Here is a 17,818-nt window from a genome sequence, read left to right on the forward strand (position 1 = left end):
GCTCCCACAGGCTTACGACTGTTTTTCGAACTTCAAATCCCACACGCCATGCCCAAGACGTTCGCCGCGGCGTTCGAACTTGGTGATCGGGCGCTCGGCCGGGCGTGGCACGCACTTGCCGTCTTCGGCGAGGTTGCGGTAACCCGGCGCGACGTTCATCACTTCCAGCATGTACTCGGCGTAGGGTTCCCAATCGGTGGCCATGTGCAGCACACCGCCGACTTTCAACTTGCTACGCACCAGCTCAGCGAACGACGCCTGAACGATACGACGCTTGTGGTGACGGCTCTTGTGCCACGGATCCGGGAAAAACAGCATCAGGCGATCGAGACTGTTGTCGGCCACGCAACGGTTGAGCACTTCGATCGCATCGCAATCGTAGACCCGCAGGTTAGTCAGGCCCTGGGTCAGCACACCGTTGAGTAGCGCGCCGACACCTGGGCGGTGCACTTCAACGCCAATGAAATCCTGATCCGGCGAAGCCGCAGCCATTTCCAGCAGCGAATGGCCCATGCCAAAGCCGATTTCCAGCGAGCGCGGTGCTGCGCGACCGAACACCTGGTCAAAGTCCACCGGCGCGTCGGCCAGTGGCAGGACGAACAGCGGCGTGCCCTGTTCCAGGCCCTTTTGCTGGCCTTCGGTCATGCGCCCGGCGCGCATCACAAAACTCTTGATGCGGCGGTGTTGGCGCTCTTCGCCTGCTTCCGTCTGGATTGGCGTGTCGTTCGATTCAGTCATCAATGGCTCTTACTTGATCAGACCATCCAGCGGCGAGGAGGCGCTGGCATAGAGTTTTTTCGGCATGCGCCCGGCGAGGTACGCCAGACGACCTGCAATAATGGCGTGTTTCATGGCTTCAGCCATCATGATCGGCTGCTGGGCGTGGGCGATGGCCGAGTTCATCAGCACCGCTTCGCAACCCAGCTCCATGGCGATGGTCGCGTCGGAAGCGGTGCCGACACCGGCATCCACCAACACCGGGATCTTGGCTTCTTCGAGGATGATCTGCAGGTTGTACGGGTTGCAGATCCCCAGGCCCGTGCCGATCAGACCGGCCAGCGGCATGACTGCGATGCAGCCGATTTCCGCCAGTTGACGGGCAATGATCGGGTCATCGCTGGTGTAGACCATCACGTCGAAACCTTCCTTGACCAGCACTTCGGCGGCCTTGAGGGTTTCGATCACGTTAGGGAACAGGGTTTTCTGGTCCGCCAACACTTCCAGCTTCACCAGGTTGTGGCCGCCGAGCAGCTCACGGGCCAGGCGGCAGGTGCGCACAGCCTCGGTAGCGTCGAAGCACCCGGCGGTGTTCGGCAGGAAGGTGTAGCGATCCGGCGACAGGACTTCGAGCAGGTTCGGTTCGCCCGGGTTCTGGCCGAGGTTGGTCCGGCGCACGGCGAAGGTGACGATCTCGGCACCCGAGGCTTCGATGGCCAGGCGGGTTTCTTCCATGTCACGGTACTTGCCGGTACCTACCAGCAAACGCGACTGGTAAGTACGACCGGCCAGGACGAAAGGCTTGTCGCTGCGAACGTTGCTCATCGGAAATCCTCTGGTGGGGTGAGGTTCTTGCAGAATGCTGTGAATGCTCGATAGACCGAAGGTTCTAGCCGCCGCCGATGGCGTGTACGACCTCTACGGAATCACCTTCCTTGAGAGCTGTTTCCGTGTGCTGGCTGCGCGGGACGATATCCAGATTGAGTTCGACCGCTACCCGGCGTCCGGTCAATTCCAGACGGGTCAGCAGGGCCGCAACGGTTTCACCGTCGGGCAGTTCAAGGGATTCGCCGTTCAACTGAATGCGCATGCCGGATGCCGCCATCATTTTTAGGGGCCAGCATTCTAGCCCGATCAGTCAGGTCGACCCAAGCCATTCGTCTTGAAATGGACCCTTAAGTCAGCTCAAGCGCCAGGCGGCAAGCGCGCGGCGGCAACCCCCAGGCACAGCCAGCCCACGAGGAACGCCAGACCGCCGAACGGCGTGACGATACCGAGCTTGCTGGCACCGGTCAGGGTCAGCAGGTACAGGCTGCCGGAAAACAGCAGGATGCCAATAGCAAATGATACGCCAGCCCAGGTGATCAAGCGCCCCGAAATCTGCGTGGCCAGCAGTGCCACGCCCAGTAGCGCCAGGGTATGCACCAGTTGGTAGGTGACGCCGGTGTGGAAAATCGCCAGGTATTCGGCACTCAGGCGGTCTTTCAGGCCGTGGGCGGCAAATGCTCCCAGGCCAACGCCGGTGAAACCGAAAAAAGCGGCCAGCATCAGAAAGCCACGCAGCATGAGGAACTCCAGTCAGAATCATTCAACAGGGTCTGTATAATGGCCCGCTCGACAGGTTCGGCCAAGCCATCTCTATGCTGCGTTTATTGTTCCGCCGCTTCACAAAAGCCCTGCTCTGGTTCGCGGTTGGCAGCGTGTTGCTGGTGTTGGTGTTTCGCTTTGTTCCACCTCCGGGGACGGCGCTGATGGTTGAGCGCAAGATCGAATCCTGGGTCGATGGTGAGCCTATCGATGTGCAACGCAACTGGCAGCCGTGGGAAAACATCTCCGATGACCTGAAGGTTGCGGTGATGGCCGGCGAAGACCAGAAATTCCCCGAGCATTGGGGTTTTGACTTCGGTGCGATTCAGGCAGCGCTGGCCCACAATGAACTCGGCGGCTCGATTCGTGGCGCCAGTACCCTGAGCCAGCAAGTGTCGAAAAACCTGTTCCTGTGGTCCGGACGCAGCTGGCTGCGAAAGGGCCTGGAAGCCTGGTTCACTGGACTGATCGAGGTGTTCTGGCCCAAGCAGCGGATTCTTGAGGTGTACCTCAACAGCGTGGAATGGGATGACGGAGTGTTTGGCGCCGAAGCCGCTGCCCGGCATCACTTTGGCGTGAGCGCCCGCTCGCTCAGCCGTCAGCAGGCCAGTTTGCTGGCCGCTGTGCTGCCGAACCCTCGCGTCTGGAGCGCCAGTCATCCGAGCCCTTATGTGTCGCGGCGCGCGGGCTGGATCCGGCAGCAAATGAGTCAGTTGGGTGGCGACAGCTACCTGATCGGACTGAACGATTCGCGCCGAGCGCCCTGGGCTCAATAGCCGATCACGATTCCAGCAGCACTGGAGATCCACTGTGGGAGCGAGCCTGCTCGTGAAAGCGTCGGGTCAGCCGATACCAATGTTGAATGATCAACCGTCATCGCGAGCAGGCTCGCTCCCACAGGGGGCCGGTGTGAAGCAGGATTATTGGGCACAAACAAAAACGCCCCAATCAATGATCGGGGCGTTTTTTATTGCGTGACAGCTTAAGCCGCAATCGACAGCTTGAGCTTGTTCATCGCACTCTTTTCAAGCTGACGGATACGCTCGGCCGACACGTTGTACTTCTGCGCCAGGTCGTGCAGCGTGGCTTTTTCTTCTGCCAGCCAGCGCTGATAGAGAATGTCACGGCTGCGGTCGTCCAGCACTTCCAGCGCTTCGTGCAGGTTGCTGGTGGAATTGTCGGTCCAGTCGGCATCTTCCAGTTGACGGGCCGGGTCGTACCGGTGGTCTTCCAGATAGTTGGCCGGCGACTGGAAAGCGCTGTCGTCGTCCGCTTCCGCAGCCGGGTCGAAGGCCATGTCATGGCCGGTCAGGCGACTTTCCATCTCGCGTACTTCCCGCGGCTCTACGCCGAGGCTTTCAGCCACACGATGGACTTCCTCGTTGTTCAGCCACGCCAGGCGTTTTTTCTGGCTGCGCAGGTTGAAGAACAGTTTGCGCTGGGCCTTGGTCGTGGCGACCTTGACGATGCGCCAGTTGCGCAGGATGAATTCGTGGATTTCAGCCTTGATCCAGTGCACCGCAAAGGACACCAGGCGCACGCCCATTTCCGGGTTGAAGCGCTTGACCGCTTTCATCAGGCCAACGTTGCCTTCCTGGATCAGGTCAGCCTGGGCCAGGCCGTAGCCGGAATAGCTACGGGCAATATGTACAACAAAACGCAGGTGGGCGAGCACCATCTGCCGAGCCGCCCCCAAATCCTGCTCATAATAGAGACTCTCGGCCAGTTCACGCTCCTGCTCCGGTGTCAGCAATGGAATGCTGTTCACCGTGTGCACATAAGCCTCCAGGTTCGCGCCTGGGACTAGAGCATAAGCAGGTTGCAAAGAAGTGGTCATACGAAAAAACCTCCGACTCACATAACTCGTGCAGTTCAGCACTGCGAAAATTGACCGGGAACCGAAGGACAAGTTCCCCTAAACGCTGAAAGGTCATACAAGCAAAAAGACACTACTTCGGAGCAAGCTCTCTCAAATGGCGTGCTACCGCAATCCAAGCACCGATATACCCCAACAGCACTGCGCCTAGCAAGAGTGACAGACCATCGGCAACCGGCACCCCGGCCAACGCGAAATTACTGCCATACAAGCCGGCCAGCCCTACCACTGCATCGTTCAACCAGTTCAGGCCGAACGCCAGAACACCCCAGGAAAGAATCCCCGCACCGAAGCCATAAAGCGCGCCCATGTACAGAAAAGGCCTACGCACATAGCTGTCAGTGCCGCCCACGAGTTTAATCACTTCTATCTCGATGCGGCGGTTTTCAATATGAAGACGAATGGTATTGCCTATCACCAAAAGTAATGCAGAAACCAGCAACACGGTCAGACCGAAGACAAACCGCTCGCCCAGCTTGAGGATGGCCGCCAGACGCTCGACCCAGACTAGATCAAGTTGCGCCTGTTGTACCTTCGGCAGCTCGGAAAGTCTTTGTCTTAATGCTTCAAGGGTCGCTTTGTCGACTTCGTTCGGGGTGACCAGCACCACGCCAGGCAACGGATTCTGCGGCAGCTCCTTGAGCGCCTCGCCCAGGCCGGACTGCTGCTGGAATTCTTCCAGTGCCTGTTCGCGGCTGATGTACTCGGCATCAGCCACGCCCGGCAAGCCTTTGATCTGATCGCGCAGTTGCTCGCCTTCATTGGCGCTGGCGTCGAGTTGCAGGTACAGCGATATTTGCGCCGCACGCTGCCAGGACCCGCCCAGACGCTCGACGTTGTTCAGCAGTAACGACAAGCCCATCGGCAGGCTCAGGGCAACGGCCATCACCAGACAGGTGAAGAAGCTGCCGATCGGCTGCTTGCCCAGGCGCCGCAGACTGTCGAGCAAACTGGCGCGGTGGCTTTCGATCCAGGCGCGCAGCAAGGTGCTGAAGTCCGGGCCGTCGTCTTCGTCGCGCTTTTTCTTCTGTGGCTTCGGATCGGCGGCCTTCGGGGCCACGCGCTCGGAAACCTTCGGACTGCGTGTTGCACTCATACCCCGGCCTCCCCGTCGCCGATCAATCGGCCACGTTGCAAGGTCAGCATGCGATGACGCATGCGGGCGATCAGCGCCAAATCATGACTGGCGATCAGCACGCTGGTGCCCAGACGGTTGATGTCTTCGAAGACACCCATGATTTCTGCGGCCAGACGCGGGTCAAGGTTACCGGTCGGTTCGTCCGCCAGCAGCAAGGCCGGACGATGGACGATGGCGCGGGCGATACCGACGCGCTGTTGCTGACCGGTGGACAGGTCGCCCGGGTAGAGGTCGGTCTTGTCCGAGAGCGCCACGCGCTCCAGGGCCGAGTCCACGCGCTTGGCGATTTCCGCCTTGGACAGGCCAAGAATCTGCAACGGCAAGGCGACGTTGTTGAACACCGTACGGTCGAACAGCAACTGGTGGTTCTGGAACACCACGCCAATCTGCCGGCGCAGGTACGGGATCTGTGCGTTACTGATGGTGCCCAGGTCCTGCCCCGCCAGTAGCAATTTGCCGGTGGTCGGACGCTCCATGGCCAGCAACAGCCGCAGCAAGGTACTTTTACCGGCGCCGGAGTGGCCGGTGACAAACAAGAACTCGCCCCGACGGACTCGAAAGCTCAGCTCATGCAAGCCGACGTGACCGTTCGGATAGCGCTTACCGACCTGTTCGAAACGAATCATGAACGCTCCCGCTCGGCAAAGAGTGCCTGGACAAAGGGTTCTGCTTCAAAGGTACGCAAGTCATCGATGCCTTCACCGACACCGATGTAGCGAATCGGCAGACCAAACTGCTTGGCCAGGGCAAAAATCACCCCGCCCTTGGCCGTGCCATCGAGTTTGGTCAGGGCCAGGCCGGTCAGTTCGACCGTCTGGTTGAATTGCTTGGCCTGGTTGATGGCGTTCTGGCCAGTACCGGCGTCGAGCACCAGCAGCACCTCATGCGGCGCCTCGGCGTCGAGCTTGCTGATGACCCGGCGAACCTTCTTCAACTCTTCCATCAGGTTGTCTTTGGTGTGCAGACGACCGGCGGTGTCGGCGATCAACACGTCAATCCCACGGGCCTTGGCGGCCTGCACGGCGTCGAAGATCACCGAAGCCGAGTCGGCGCCGGTGTGCTGCGCGATTACCGGGATCTTGTTGCGCTCGCCCCAGACCTGCAACTGCTCGACCGCCGCGGCGCGGAAGGTGTCACCCGCCGCGAGCATGACTTTCTTACCTTCGAGTTGCAGCTTCTTCGCCAGTTTGCCGATGGTGGTGGTTTTGCCGGCACCGTTGACGCCGACCACCAGAATCACGAACGGCTTGTTCTGCGAGGTGATGTTCAGCGGCTGCTCGACAGGCTTGAGCATGCTGGCAAGCTCGGCCTGCAAGGATTTGTACAGGGCATCGGCGTCAGCCAACTGCTTGCGCGCAACTTTCTGGGTCAGGCTCTGGATGATCACCGAGGTGGCTTCGACGCCAACGTCAGCGGTCAACAGGCGGGTTTCGATGTCTTCGAGCAGTTCGTCGTCGATCAGCTTCTTGCCGAGGAACAGACTGGCCATGCCCTCGCCGATGCTGGCGCTGGTTTTCGACAGGCCTTGCTTGAGGCGGGCAAAGAAGCCGGCTTTTGTTTCTTCGGTGCGGGCCGGTTCGGCCACAACCGGAGCCGGAACAACAGGAGCGACCGGCGGTGGCGGTGGCGGTGTTACCGGTGCAGCGACAACTGCCGGTGCCGGCGTTGGGACAGGCACGGGTGCAGGCTCTGGCACAACAAATGCCGCAATCACTGGTTCAGGCAGATCCGGCTCATCAATAACCGGCCGTTCAGTTGCCGGTTCGATGACCGGCAGCGGCTCGACCACCAGCAACTCTACGGCTTGCTGGACCACGGTCGGCGCAGGAATCGGTGGCGTGACATGCGGCGCCAGCTCGTCTTCGACCAGGGCTACCGGCTCTTCAGCCACCGGAAGCGTCAACCACGGCGTGTGCGTGACTTCTGGCGTACGCGGCAACTCTGCCACTGGCGCAGGCTGTGGCTCGACAACCGGTTGCACTACCGGCTCGGCTATCGGCAATTCGACGGGGGCCGGCGCTTGCGCAACGCAAGCACCATCTATTACCGGCTCAGGCGCAACCTCAGGAAGTGGCTGTGACTGTTCGACGACGGGTTCCTGCGGCTTTTTGCGCAGCCATCCGAACAGGCTTTTTTTCTCGCCAGCCGCAGCTGGGCTCTTCTTGTCGTCGTTGGAACCAAACATGGAGGACGGCTATCTCACGGTAGCGACGCGCCAATGGCGCCTCGGCAAATAAATATTCGATGCAGAACAGACTGCGTTTCACCCAGCTTGTTCACGCGCAACATGTTGTCGAAGTGCTCAACAGCACCTCAAGGATCGATTTCACGAAGGACTGGACTGGCAAAATCGGCGAAAAAGCGGAGTTTAGCTGATAAACCGAGGCTTTCCGCCGGGAACCCATACAACCCGATCAAGCACAAAAGCCTGATAGGCGTGGCCGCCAGTAAAACGGATCAGTATCCTAGCACCCTCTAGCCCGCCGACGCTAAGACCAAGCGGGCAGCCCAACAGGTTTAAAAACGAATGAATGCTCTAGCCCGCCGCGCCGCAGGCCTGCTGCTCAGCACAGTTTGTCTGCCCCTATCAGCTTTGGCTGCCGACCCTCAACCGACCCACGAATTCACCCTCGACAACGGCCTCAAGGTCGTCGTGCGCGAAGATCACCGGGCGCCCGTGGTGGTTTCCCAGGTCTGGTACAAGGTTGGCTCAAGCTATGAAACCCCGGGCCAGACCGGTTTGTCTCACGCCCTGGAACACATGATGTTCAAAGGCAGCGAGAAGGTGGGCCCCGGCGAAGCATCGTTGATCCTGCGCGACCTCGGCGCCGAAGAGAACGCCTTCACCAGCGACGACTACACCGCCTTTTACCAGGTGCTGGCCCGTGATCGCCTGGGCGTGGCCTTTGAACTTGAAGCTGACCGCATGGCCAACCTTCGCCTGCCGGCCGACGAGTTCAGCCGCGAGATCGAAGTGATCAAGGAAGAGCGCCGCATGCGCACCGACGACAAGCCGATGGCCAAAGCGTACGAGCGCTTCAAGGCCATGGCCTACCCGGCCAGCGGTTACCACACTCCGACCATCGGCTGGATGGCTGACCTGAACCGCATGAAGATCGAGGAACTGCGCCACTGGTACACGTCCTGGTATGTGCCGAACAACGCCACGCTGGTGGTGGTCGGTGACGTGACCCCGGACGAAGTCAAAGCCCTGGCTCAACGCTACTTCGGGCCGATCCCGAAACGCGACGTGCCGCCGGCAAAGATTCCGCTGGAGCTGGCCGAACCCGGCGAGCGCCAGATCACCCTGCATGTACAGACGCAACTGCCAAGCCTGATGCTGGCCTTCAACGTGCCGAGCATCGCCACCGCGCAAGACAAACGCTCGGTCAATGCCCTGCGGTTGATTGCGGCCCTGCTCGACGGTGGCTACAGCGCGCGCATCCCGGCACAACTGGAACGCGGCGAAGAACTGGTTTCCGGCGGCTCGTCAAGCTACGACGCCTACAGCCGCGGCGACAGCCTGTTTACCTTGTCGGCAGCACCGAACACCCAAAAACACAAAACCATCGCCCAGGCCGAAGCCGGTCTGTGGAAACTGCTCGAACAGCTGAAAACTACCGCTCCGTCGGCTGAAGAAGTTGAACGAGTACGCGCTCAAGTGATTGCCGGTCTGGTCTACGAACGCGACTCGATCACCAGCCAAGCCACTGCCATTGGTCAGCTGGAATCCGTTGGTCTGTCATGGAAACTGATGGACACCGAACTCGCCGAACTGCAAAGCGTGACGCCGCAAGACATCCAGAAAGCTGCCCGTACTTATTTCACTCGCGAACGTCTCAGCGTTGCGCATGTACTGCCACTGCCCGAGGAAACCGCTCATGAGCGAGAGTAAAAAACCACGCCTGGCCCTGATCGGGCTGGTCCTCGTCGCGCTGGTCGCCGCGCTCGGTTTCTACTTCAGCCGTTCGGCCGAGACCAACGCCAGCGAAGCCCTCGACCAGGCCAAGACCAGCAAAAAACTGCAATCGCTGACCGAACTCGACGGCAAGGCGCCGAGCCACCGCACGCTGGACGTGCAAACCTGGAAAACCGCTGAAGGCTCCAAAGTGCTGTTCGTCGCAGCCCCGGAGCTGCCGATGTTCGACATGCGCCTGATCTTTGCCGCCGGAAGCAGCCAGGACGGTGACAAACCTGGCCTGGCCCTGCTGACCAACGCCATGCTCAACGAAGGCATTTCCGGTAAAGATGTCAGCAAAATCGCTGAAGGTTTCGATAGTTTGGGCGCCGACTTTGGCAACGGCGCCTACAAAGACATGGCCGTCGCCTCGCTGCGCAGCCTGAGCGCTGTGGATAAACGCGAACCGGCCCTGAAGCTGTTCGCCGAAGTGGTCGGCAAGCCGACGTTCCCGACCGACTCACTGGTGCGAATCAAGAACCAGATGCTCGCCGGTTTTGAATACCAGAAGCAAAACCCCGGCAAACTGGCGAGCCTGGAACTGATGAACCGCCTCTATGGCAGCCACCCTTACGCGCACTCAAGCGACGGCACCCCACAAAGCGTTCCGCCGATTACCGTGGCGCAACTGCGGGCCTTCCACGAGAAGGCCTATACGGCGGGCAACGTGGTGATCGCGCTGGTGGGCGACCTGTCGCGCAGCGAAGCCGAAGCGATTGCCGCACAAGTCTCCGCTGCGCTGCCAAAAGGCCCGGCACTGGCGAAAATCGAACAACCGCTTGAACCAAAGGCCAGCGTCGGCCACATCGAGTTTCCGTCCAAGCAAACCAACCTGATGCTTGCGCAATTGGGCATCGACCGTGCAGATCCGGACTACGCGGCCCTCTCCATGGGCAACCAGATTCTTGGCGGCGGTGGCTTCGGCACCCGACTGATGAGCGAAGTGCGCGAAAAGCGCGGCCTGACCTATGGCGTCTACTCGGGCTTTACGCCGATGCAGGCCCGTGGTCCGTTCATGATCAACCTGCAAACCCGCGCCGAAATGAGCGAAGGCACGCTTAAACTGGTGCAAGACGTGCTCGCCGACTTCCTTAAAACCGGGCCGACCCAGAAAGAACTCGACGACGCCAAGCGTGAACTGGCCGGCAGCTTCCCGCTGTCCACCGCCAGCAACGCCGATATTGTCGGCCAACTGGGTGCCATGGGTTTCTACGACTTGCCGTTGAGCTACCTCGAAGACTTCATGCAGCAGTCCCAAAGCCTGACCATCGAGCAGGTCACCGCTGCCATGAACAAACACCTGAGCACGGACAAAATGGTCATCGTTACCGCAGGCCCTACCGTGCCGCAACAGCCGTTACCGGCCCCTACTGACAAACCTTCCGAGCAGCCGCTCGGGGTTCCGGAGCATTAATGGCCAGTCCATCGCGTCCTAAAAAACCTGTTCACAACGTCCATAACGGCGTGAACCAATTGCGCATCATCGGCGGCGAATGGCGCAGCCGTCGCCTGAGTTTCCCTGACGCCCCAGGCTTGCGTCCGACACCTGATCGCGTGCGTGAAACCCTGTTCAACTGGCTCGCGCCGTATGTTGCCGGGGCCAAAGTGCTCGACCCGTTTGCCGGCAGTGGCGCGCTGTTTCTCGAAGCACTGTCTCGTGGCGCCGCCATGGGCCAGGCGCTGGACGCCAGCAGCCTGGCGGTTTCCAGCCTGAAAGAGCATTTGGGAACGTTGCGCTGCACCACCGGACAGGTGCAGACCGCCGACGCCCTGCGCTACCTGGAAACCCAGCCTGCGATCGCTTACGACCTGGTGTTCCTCGATCCACCGTTCAACCAGAACCTGCTGCCCGCCGTTTGCGCCCTGCTCGAAGAACGCCAATGGCTGGCCGACGATGCGTGGATCTACACTGAAAGTGAAACCGCGCCATCGACCCTCGGTCTGCCAGGGGGCTGGCGCCTGCACCGGGAGCAGAAATCCGGGCGGGTCTACTACGCGTTGTGGCACCGTATGGCAGAGATCGCCGGTTAATCCACCGGCCTGAACAAGGCGCAAGCCTGGGGTCAACAGCCCCGGGCTCGCACCGCTGCATCGAGAACAATCGTGTCTACACCGCCAGATCGTTTCACCCCCGCCTTCGGCCTCGGCAACCCGCACCTGCAAACCTTGTGGGGACCACTGTGGCGCAAAACCACCCACCTGGATCGACAACGCGAACGCCTGTGGCTCGACGACGGTGACTTCCTCGACCTGGACTGGCATGGGCCGCACAGTGCCGATGCACCCTTGGTGCTGGTATTGCACGGTTTGACCGGCTCTTCGAACTCACCCTATGTCGCCGGCCTGCAAAAAGCCCTGTTCACTCAAGGCTGGGCCAGCGTGGCGCTGAACTGGCGCGGCTGTTCGGGCGAGCCAAATCTGTTGCCGCGCAGCTATCACTCCGGTGCCAGCGAAGACCTCGCGGCGGCGATCAACCACCTTCGAGCCACACGGCCCTTGGCGCCGCTGTACGCAGTCGGCTACTCGCTGGGCGGCAACGTGTTACTCAAGCACCTGGGGGAAACCGGCAGCGACAGCCAGTTGCTGGGCGCAGTGGCGGTCTCGGTGCCCTTTCGTCTGGATCAATGCGCCGACCGCATCGGTCAAGGTTTTTCCAAGGTCTACCAAGCGCACTTCATGCGCGAAATGCTCGCTTACATCAAAAACAAGCAACGGCAGTTTCTACATGACGGCCGCCACGAAAGTCTGGAGACCCTGGCCAAACTGGGCTCGCTGGAAAACATGCGCACCTTCTGGGATTTCGATGGCCGGGTGACCGCGCCGTTGAACGGTTTCAAAGACGCGCAGGACTACTATCGCCGCGCCTCCAGCCGCTACTTTCTCGGTGAGATCCGTACACCGACGCTGATCATTCACGCGGCCGACGATCCTTTCGTGTTCCTCCACAGCTTGCCGCAAACCGGCGAGTTATCAGACAGCACGCAGTTCGAATTGCAGGCCAAGGGCGGACATGTCGGCTTCGTCGACGGCACGTTCCGCAACCCCGGCTATTACCTGGAACGGCGCATCCCGCACTGGCTGACCAACGAACAGGGTTAATCGCCCGTGGCAATCTTGCGCTTCGGATCGGTAATCCATTCGCTCCACGATCCGGCATACAGCGAAGCCAACGGATAACCGGCCAGGCACAACGCAAACAGGTTATGGCAAGCGGTCACACCCGAGCCGCAATAGGCCACCAGCTCGGTCGGCGAGCGATCACCCAACTTCGCTGCAAAGCGTTGCTTGAGTTGATCGGCAGGAAGGAAGCGCCCGTCGGCACCCAGGTTATCCGTGAACGCCGCACATTGCGCGCCGGGGATATGCCCGGCGACCGGGTCAATCGGCTCGACCTCGCCACGAAAACGCGGCAGACCACGAGCGTCGAGCAAGGTCAGCGTTGGTTGACCGAGGCGCTGTTGCAGTTTCTCGGCACTCACTAACAAGGTGTGGTCCGGCGCACCGGTAAAGGAACCACGGGTGATTGCCGGGGCATCAAGACTCAGTGGCAAACCGGCCGCGTGCCAGGCCTTGAGGCCGCCATCGAGAATGAACACGCCGTTACGCTTGCCAAGCCAGGCCAGCAACCACCAAGCCCGCGCGGCATAGGAACCGGGGCCGTCGTCATACAGCACGATTTCGCTGTCGTTGCTGATACCCCAATCCTGCAAGCGCTCAATCAAGTGGTGCGGCGTCGGCAATGGATGACGACCGGTAACGCCCTTGACCACTGGCCCACTGAGGTCGCGATTCAGATCAGCAAACGAGGCACCGGCGATATGCCCTTCGGCATAGCTGCGATGGCCGTAATCCGGGTCTTCCAGGGCAAAACGACAATCCAGAATCACCAACCCGGCCTGGTCTTTTTTCTGGTCCAGGGCGTTCGGATTGATCAGTTGCGCAATGGGCATAGCGGGCTCCTGTGATTAACGTTGATCGATCCTACTGCACTTCTTCCAGAGCCTGGGCCAACGGCACGTAAAACTCCTCGAACAAGGCATTGACCGCCTCACGCGCTTGATCCGTGACAAATCCGGCTTCCAGCACCAACACCTGATACACACCACGTTTAATGGCTTGCTCGCTGAGGTGGTTGGAGTTTTCCCGCGTGGTGCACAGGAACCTTACCCAGGACGTGAGGATGATCCAGGCGTTGAGCGTCAGGGATTCGATCTGGACCTTGTCCATGCACAGGATGCCGGCCTCGACAAAGCCTGCGTAAATCGCCGTGCCCTGGATCAGGCAGCGCTGGGAAAAACGCCGGTATCGGGCGGCCAGTTCGGCATCGTTGTCGAGCAAGTGCTCAAGGTCGCGGTGCAAAAACCGATAGCGCCACATGGCGGCCAGCAGTTCCTGCAAATAGAAACGCTTGTCTTCCACGGTCGCGGCGCGGCCCTGGGGTGGGCGCAGAAAGCTCTCGACCAGGCTTTCGTACTCACTGAACAACACGGCGATGATCGCCTGCTTGTTGGGGAAGTGGTAGTACAGGTTGCCCGGAGAAATCTCCATGTGCGCGGCGATATGGTTGGTGCTGATGCTGCGTTCGCCCTGTTGATTGAACAGCTCCAGGCTGTTCTGCACGATGCGCTCGCTGGTTTTTATTCGTGGGGCCATGGCTTGAGCTTTAATTCTTCAGTGCGTTGCCGGGCATCTTACGACCTATCCGCCGACGGATAAATCATCGCTTCCCGAGGATGTCATTTGACTTTTTAGAGCATAGACTCTAAAAACCTCATCATTCTAAAAAAACCGGAGCTGCCATGCCCGCCGACATTGCCTACCTGCAAAACTCCCAGCAGTCATTGAGTGAGCTCCACGATCTGTTTACCGCCCAGCGTCAGGCCTACGCAGCTCACCCGATGCCACCGGCCGCGCAGCGCCAGCAATGGCTCAAGGCGTTACGTAACGTGCTGAGCGATGAGCGTCAGGCCTTGATCGACGCGATCAGCCAGGATTTCAGCCACCGCAGTGCCGATGAAACCCTGCTCGCCGAGTTGATGCCCAGCCTGCACGGCATTCATTACGCCAGCAAACACCTCAAAAACTGGATGAAAGCGTCCCCGCGCAAGGTCGGCATCGCCTTTCAGCCGGCAGCGGCCAAGGTGGTTTATCAGCCGCTGGGCGTGGTCGGGGTCATCGTGCCGTGGAACTACCCGTTGTACCTGGCCATCGGCCCCTTGGTCGGTGCGCTGTCGGCGGGCAACCGGGTGATGCTCAAGCTTAGCGAATCCACGCCGGCCACCGGGCAACTGCTCAAAACCCTGCTGGCCAAAGTATTCCCCGAAGATCTGGTATGCGTGGTGTTGGGCGAAGCCGAGGTCGGCATGGCCTTCTCCAAATTGCCCTTCGATCACCTACTGTTCACCGGTGCCACCAGCATCGGCAAACATGTCATGCGCGCGGCGGCCGAGAACCTGACGCCGGTGACACTGGAGCTGGGCGGCAAATCGCCGGCCATCGTTTCCCACGATGTACCGCTCAAGGACGCCGCCGAACGCATTGCCTTCGGTAAAACCCTGAATGCCGGACAAACCTGTGTCGCACCGGACTACGTCCTGGTGCCGGAAGACCGGGTCGGCTCCTTCGTCGAAGCCTATCGCCAGGCTGTTCGTGGGTTTTATCCGACACTCGCGGACAACCCGGACTACACCGCCATCATCAATGAACGCCAATTGGCGCGTCTGCACAGCTACCTCAGCGACGCCACCAGCAAGGGCGCGCTGCTGATCCCGATGTTCGAACAGGATCAGGGCCGGCGCATGAGCCACAGCCTGCTGCTGAATGTCAGCGACGAGATGATCGTGATGCAGGATGAAATCTTTGGCCCGGTGCTGCCGATCGTGCCTTACAAGAACCTGGATCAGGCCTTTGCCTACATCAACCAGCGGCCACGTCCGCTGGCGCTGTACTTCTTTGGCTACAACAAGGCCGAACAGAATCGCGTGCTCAACGAAACCCATTCCGGCGGCGTGTGCCTGAACGACACCTTGCTGCACGTCGCACAGGACGACATGCCGTTTGGCGGCATCGGCGCGTCGGGCATGGGCCATTACCACGGCCGTGAAGGCTTCCTGACCTTCAGCAAGGCCAAAGGTGTGTTGATCAAGCAGCGCTTCAACGCGGCGAAGCTGATTTACCCGCCTTACGGCAAGTCGATCCAGAAGCTGATCCAGAAACTGTTCATCCGCTGAAACCTCATGACCGGGTAATAACAATAATGAACCCAAGCCTGTCCGAATCCCCCGCGCTGTCACGGCGCGGCCTGCTTAAATTCAGCCTCTGCGCCACGGCGTTCCTGACCACTGCCGGCCTTGGCGCCAGCCTCAGTGGGTGCTCGGCCAGTAACCCGGCCAGCGGCTTCACCATTTTGCGCAGTACTGATTTACCGTTTTTGCGGGCGCTGATCCCGGTGATGCTCGACGGTGCCGTGGCCGTCGAGAAACTCCCGGCCGCCCTCGAAAGTACCCTGCAATCGCTGGACAACGGCCTCAACCACCTGTCGCCGGAAATGCTCAAGCTGACCCAGCAACTGTTCGATGTTCTCGGCATGAGCGTGACCCGCGGACCGTTGACCGGGATTTGGGGCAGTTGGGAAAACGCCAGCAACGATGACATCCAGCACTTCCTGCAACGCTGGGAAAACAGCTCGCTGAGCCTGTTGCGCATGGGCCACAGCTCGATCCTGCAACTGGTGATGATGGCCTGGTACGGCCGCGCCGAATCATGGGCGCACTGCGGATACCCAGGACCGCCTACCGTTTGAGGCCGTGGCGCCCCCATCGCGAGCAAGCTCGCTCCCACATTGATCGGATAAACCCTGTGGAAGCGAGCCTGCTCGCGAAAAGGCCCTGAAGCACACCACCCTATCCAGACCATAACAACAAGAGAGAGCCTGAAGATGCCCGTACCCGATCCGTTCCGTGAAGGCCTGGCCCGCGGCTGGAAAACCTACAACGGCTCGCAACTTGCGAATGATCTGACGCTGGAAGCCGACATTGCCGTCATCGGCAGCGGCGCGGGCGGCGGCACCACCGCCGAAATCCTCAGCGCCGCCGGCTACAAGGTGCTGCTGATCGAAGAAGGCCCGCTCAAGACCAGCAGCGATTTCAAGATGCTCGAAGACCAGGCCTATTCCAGCCTCTATCAGGAAGGCATCGGCCGCATGAGCAAGGACGGCGCGATTACCATCCTGCAAGGCCGTGCAGTCGGCGGCACGACGCTGATCAACTGGACCTCAAGCTTTCGCACCCCCGAACCGACACTCGAACACTGGGCCAAGGAACACGAGGTCAAAGGCCACAGCCCGGCGGAGATGGCGCCGTGGTTCGAAAAAATGGAGCAACGCCTCGGTGTCGCCCCATGGATGGTCCCGCCCAACGCCAACAACGACGTGATCAAAAAGGGTTGTGAACAGCTCGGCTACAGCTGGCATGTGATCCCGCGCAATGTGCGCGGTTGCTGGAACCTCGGCTACTGCGGCATGGGCTGCCCGACCAACGCCAAGCAATCGATGATGGTCACCACCATTCCGGCGACCCTGGAAAAAGGCGGCGAGCTGCTCTACCTCGCCCGCGCCGAACAACTGCTGATCAAGGATGACAAGATCACCGGCCTGCATTGCGTAGCAATGGATGAGCGCTGCGTGGCGCCGACCGGGCGCAGCATCACCGTCAAGGCGCGGCATTACGTGCTGGCCGGCGGTGGCATCAACAGCCCGGCGCTACTGCTGCGCTCCAAAGCCCCGGACCCCTATGGACGCCTTGGCAAACGAACCTTTCTGCATCTGGTAAACATGTCCGCCGGGCTGTTCGACGAAGTGATCAACCCGTTCTACGGCGCGCCGCAGTCGATTTACTCCGACCACTTTCAGTGGCTGGATGGCACCACCGGCAAAATGTCCTACAAGCTTGAAGTGCCACCGCTACAACCCGCACTGGCGGCTACCCTGCTTGGCGGTTTTGGCAAGGAGAACGCCCAGCACATGCAGCAACTGCCGCACACCCACGCGATGCTGGCGCTGCTGCGCGACGGTTTTCACCCAGACAGCCCTGGCGGCAGCGTCGAGTTGCGCGGCGATGGCACGCCGGTGCTCGACTATCAGGTCTCCGCCTATGCCTGGGACGGGTTGCGTCGGGCGTTTCACAGCATGGCCGAGATTCAGTTTGCCGGTGGCGCCAAGGCGGTCATGCCGATGCACGCCGATGCGCGCTACGTGAAAACCCTCGCCGAAGCCCGCACCTTGATCGACGGTCTGAGCCTTGAGCTGTACCGCACGCGACTGGGCAGCGCTCATGTGATGGGCGGATGTGCCATGGGGGAAAACCCGAAAAACGCCGTCACCGACAGCCTCGGGCGTCATCATCAACTGAGTAATCTGTCGATCCATGATGGTTCGCTGTTTCCCACCAGCATTGGCGCGAACCCGCAATTGTCGATCTACGGACTGACCGCGCAACTGGCGACAGCGCTGGCCGAACGTTTAAAAACAGCGTGAAGAAACAGA

Annotated in this window: 18 protein-coding genes; 8 read left to right on the plus strand and 10 right to left on the minus strand. The window is 60.4% G+C overall.

Annotated elements, in window-relative coordinates:
- Positions 1-12: 12 nt before the first annotated feature.
- The 4 genes from trmB to NTD87_RS08460 all read right to left on the minus strand — a co-directional run bounded on the left by trmB (position 13) and on the right by NTD87_RS08460 (position 2,283).
- Entirely contained in the window at positions 13-738 is a 726-nt protein-coding gene (gene trmB, locus NTD87_RS08445; RefSeq protein ID WP_262113222.1) for a tRNA (guanosine(46)-N7)-methyltransferase TrmB, read from the minus strand.
- 9 nt (positions 739-747) lie between these two features.
- A complete protein-coding gene (locus NTD87_RS08450) occupies positions 748-1,542 on the minus strand; it encodes a thiazole synthase (RefSeq protein WP_262113224.1) in 795 nt (264 codons plus the stop codon).
- 64 nt (positions 1,543-1,606) lie between these two features.
- Positions 1,607-1,807 carry a sulfur carrier protein ThiS gene (thiS, locus tag NTD87_RS08455; protein WP_177474842.1) on the minus strand — a complete coding sequence of 67 codons (201 nt, stop codon included), beginning with the start codon at positions 1,805-1,807 and terminating at the stop codon, positions 1,607-1,609.
- 95 nt (positions 1,808-1,902) lie between these two features.
- Positions 1,903-2,283, minus strand: a complete 381-nt coding sequence (locus NTD87_RS08460; RefSeq protein ID WP_262113228.1) for a DUF423 domain-containing protein — start codon at positions 2,281-2,283, stop codon at positions 1,903-1,905.
- A gap of 74 nt (positions 2,284-2,357) precedes the next feature.
- Between NTD87_RS08460 and mtgA the strand changes: the two genes are divergently transcribed.
- On the plus strand, positions 2,358-3,080 hold the full coding sequence (mtgA, locus tag NTD87_RS08465; protein WP_262113229.1) for a monofunctional biosynthetic peptidoglycan transglycosylase: 723 nt from the start codon (positions 2,358-2,360) through the stop codon (positions 3,078-3,080).
- Positions 3,081-3,286: 206 nt separating this feature from the next.
- Here mtgA and rpoH read toward each other — a convergent pair whose 3' ends face one another.
- The 4 genes from rpoH to ftsY all read right to left on the minus strand — a co-directional run bounded on the left by rpoH (position 3,287) and on the right by ftsY (position 7,503).
- A complete protein-coding gene (gene rpoH / locus NTD87_RS08470) occupies positions 3,287-4,141 on the minus strand; it encodes an RNA polymerase sigma factor RpoH (protein WP_123426423.1) in 855 nt (284 codons plus the stop codon).
- A gap of 112 nt (positions 4,142-4,253) precedes the next feature.
- On the minus strand, positions 4,254-5,276 hold the full coding sequence (gene ftsX, locus NTD87_RS08475; protein WP_262113231.1) for a permease-like cell division protein FtsX: 1,023 nt from the start codon (positions 5,274-5,276) through the stop codon (positions 4,254-4,256).
- A complete protein-coding gene (gene ftsE, locus NTD87_RS08480) occupies positions 5,273-5,944 on the minus strand; it encodes a cell division ATP-binding protein FtsE (protein WP_020295825.1) in 672 nt (223 codons plus the stop codon). Before ftsE ends, ftsX begins: the two co-directional genes overlap by 4 nt.
- Positions 5,941-7,503 (minus strand): signal recognition particle-docking protein FtsY, encoded by a 1,563-nt coding sequence (gene ftsY / locus NTD87_RS08485; protein ID WP_262113233.1) that lies wholly within the window; start codon positions 7,501-7,503, stop codon positions 5,941-5,943. The genes ftsE and ftsY overlap by 4 nt, the downstream gene beginning before the upstream one ends.
- Positions 7,504-7,845: 342 nt before the next feature.
- On the opposite strand from ftsY, the gene NTD87_RS08490 reads away from it, so the two are divergent.
- The 4 genes from NTD87_RS08490 (at position 7,846) to NTD87_RS08505 (ending at position 12,375) form a co-directional block, all read left to right on the plus strand.
- Positions 7,846-9,213, plus strand: coding sequence for a M16 family metallopeptidase (locus tag NTD87_RS08490; protein ID WP_262113234.1), 1,368 nt, complete (start codon positions 7,846-7,848; stop codon positions 9,211-9,213).
- On the plus strand, positions 9,200-10,690 hold the full coding sequence (locus NTD87_RS08495; RefSeq protein ID WP_262113235.1) for a M16 family metallopeptidase: 1,491 nt from the start codon (positions 9,200-9,202) through the stop codon (positions 10,688-10,690). The genes NTD87_RS08490 and NTD87_RS08495 overlap by 14 nt, the downstream gene beginning before the upstream one ends.
- Positions 10,690-11,307, plus strand: coding sequence for a 16S rRNA (guanine(966)-N(2))-methyltransferase RsmD (rsmD, locus tag NTD87_RS08500; RefSeq protein WP_262113236.1), 618 nt, complete (start codon positions 10,690-10,692; stop codon positions 11,305-11,307). The genes NTD87_RS08495 and rsmD overlap by 1 nt, the downstream gene beginning before the upstream one ends.
- Before the next feature lie 72 nt (positions 11,308-11,379).
- The gene (locus tag NTD87_RS08505) at positions 11,380-12,375 is read left to right on the plus strand and encodes a hydrolase (protein WP_262113237.1); all 996 of its coding nucleotides are present in this window, start codon (positions 11,380-11,382) and stop codon (positions 12,373-12,375) included.
- Here the strand turns inward: NTD87_RS08505 and NTD87_RS08510 are convergent.
- Positions 12,372-13,226 (minus strand): sulfurtransferase, encoded by an 855-nt coding sequence (locus tag NTD87_RS08510; RefSeq protein WP_262113238.1) that lies wholly within the window; start codon positions 13,224-13,226, stop codon positions 12,372-12,374. The two genes, NTD87_RS08505 and NTD87_RS08510, sit on opposite strands and share 4 nt — an antisense overlap.
- A 31-nt stretch (positions 13,227-13,257) precedes the next feature.
- Positions 13,258-13,929 carry a TetR/AcrR family transcriptional regulator gene (locus NTD87_RS08515; protein WP_262113239.1) on the minus strand — a complete coding sequence of 224 codons (672 nt, stop codon included), beginning with the start codon at positions 13,927-13,929 and terminating at the stop codon, positions 13,258-13,260.
- A gap of 146 nt (positions 13,930-14,075) precedes the next feature.
- Between NTD87_RS08515 and NTD87_RS08520 the strand changes: the two genes are divergently transcribed.
- The 3 genes from NTD87_RS08520 to NTD87_RS08530 all read left to right on the plus strand — a co-directional run bounded on the left by NTD87_RS08520 (position 14,076) and on the right by NTD87_RS08530 (position 17,809).
- Complete coding sequence (locus NTD87_RS08520; protein WP_262113240.1) at positions 14,076-15,506, plus strand: coniferyl aldehyde dehydrogenase; 1,431 nt, start codon at positions 14,076-14,078, stop codon at positions 15,504-15,506.
- 26 nt (positions 15,507-15,532) lie between these two features.
- Positions 15,533-16,078 (plus strand): twin-arginine translocation pathway signal protein, encoded by a 546-nt coding sequence (locus NTD87_RS08525; RefSeq protein WP_262113241.1) that lies wholly within the window; start codon positions 15,533-15,535, stop codon positions 16,076-16,078.
- A gap of 135 nt (positions 16,079-16,213) precedes the next feature.
- Positions 16,214-17,809 (plus strand): GMC family oxidoreductase, encoded by a 1,596-nt coding sequence (locus tag NTD87_RS08530; protein WP_262113242.1) that lies wholly within the window; start codon positions 16,214-16,216, stop codon positions 17,807-17,809.
- Positions 17,810-17,818: the final 9 nt, after the last annotated feature.

The organism is Pseudomonas sp. 6D_7.1_Bac1 (assembly GCF_025465945.1).
Taxonomy (GTDB): domain Bacteria; phylum Pseudomonadota; class Gammaproteobacteria; order Pseudomonadales; family Pseudomonadaceae; genus Aquipseudomonas.

What these genes read in the sequence shown, in the direction of transcription:
- thiS (WP_177474842.1), bottom strand. Translation starts at nt 1,807, where the DNA reads ATGCGCATTCAGTTGAACGGCGAATCCCTTGAACTGCCCGACGGTGAA.
- ftsY (WP_262113233.1), bottom strand. Translation starts at nt 7,503, where the DNA reads ATGTTTGGTTCCAACGACGACAAGAAGAGCCCAGCTGCGGCTGGCGAG.
- NTD87_RS08525 (WP_262113241.1), top strand. Translation starts at nt 15,533, where the DNA reads ATGAACCCAAGCCTGTCCGAATCCCCCGCGCTGTCACGGCGCGGCCTG.
- ftsX (WP_262113231.1), bottom strand. Translation starts at nt 5,276, where the DNA reads ATGAGTGCAACACGCAGTCCGAAGGTTTCCGAGCGCGTGGCCCCGAAG.
- rpoH (WP_123426423.1), bottom strand. Translation starts at nt 4,141, where the DNA reads ATGACCACTTCTTTGCAACCTGCTTATGCTCTAGTCCCAGGCGCGAAC.
- rsmD (WP_262113236.1), top strand. Translation starts at nt 10,690, where the DNA reads ATGGCCAGTCCATCGCGTCCTAAAAAACCTGTTCACAACGTCCATAAC.
- ftsE (WP_020295825.1), bottom strand. Translation starts at nt 5,944, where the DNA reads ATGATTCGTTTCGAACAGGTCGGTAAGCGCTATCCGAACGGTCACGTC.
- NTD87_RS08515 (WP_262113239.1), bottom strand. Translation starts at nt 13,929, where the DNA reads ATGGCCCCACGAATAAAAACCAGCGAGCGCATCGTGCAGAACAGCCTG.
- mtgA (WP_262113229.1), top strand. Translation starts at nt 2,358, where the DNA reads ATGCTGCGTTTATTGTTCCGCCGCTTCACAAAAGCCCTGCTCTGGTTC.
- NTD87_RS08510 (WP_262113238.1), bottom strand. Translation starts at nt 13,226, where the DNA reads ATGCCCATTGCGCAACTGATCAATCCGAACGCCCTGGACCAGAAAAAA.
- NTD87_RS08460 (WP_262113228.1), bottom strand. Translation starts at nt 2,283, where the DNA reads ATGCTGCGTGGCTTTCTGATGCTGGCCGCTTTTTTCGGTTTCACCGGC.
- NTD87_RS08530 (WP_262113242.1), top strand. Translation starts at nt 16,214, where the DNA reads ATGCCCGTACCCGATCCGTTCCGTGAAGGCCTGGCCCGCGGCTGGAAA.
- NTD87_RS08450 (WP_262113224.1), bottom strand. Translation starts at nt 1,542, where the DNA reads ATGAGCAACGTTCGCAGCGACAAGCCTTTCGTCCTGGCCGGTCGTACT.
- NTD87_RS08495 (WP_262113235.1), top strand. Translation starts at nt 9,200, where the DNA reads ATGAGCGAGAGTAAAAAACCACGCCTGGCCCTGATCGGGCTGGTCCTC.
- trmB (WP_262113222.1), bottom strand. Translation starts at nt 738, where the DNA reads ATGACTGAATCGAACGACACGCCAATCCAGACGGAAGCAGGCGAAGAG.
- NTD87_RS08490 (WP_262113234.1), top strand. Translation starts at nt 7,846, where the DNA reads ATGAATGCTCTAGCCCGCCGCGCCGCAGGCCTGCTGCTCAGCACAGTT.
- NTD87_RS08520 (WP_262113240.1), top strand. Translation starts at nt 14,076, where the DNA reads ATGCCCGCCGACATTGCCTACCTGCAAAACTCCCAGCAGTCATTGAGT.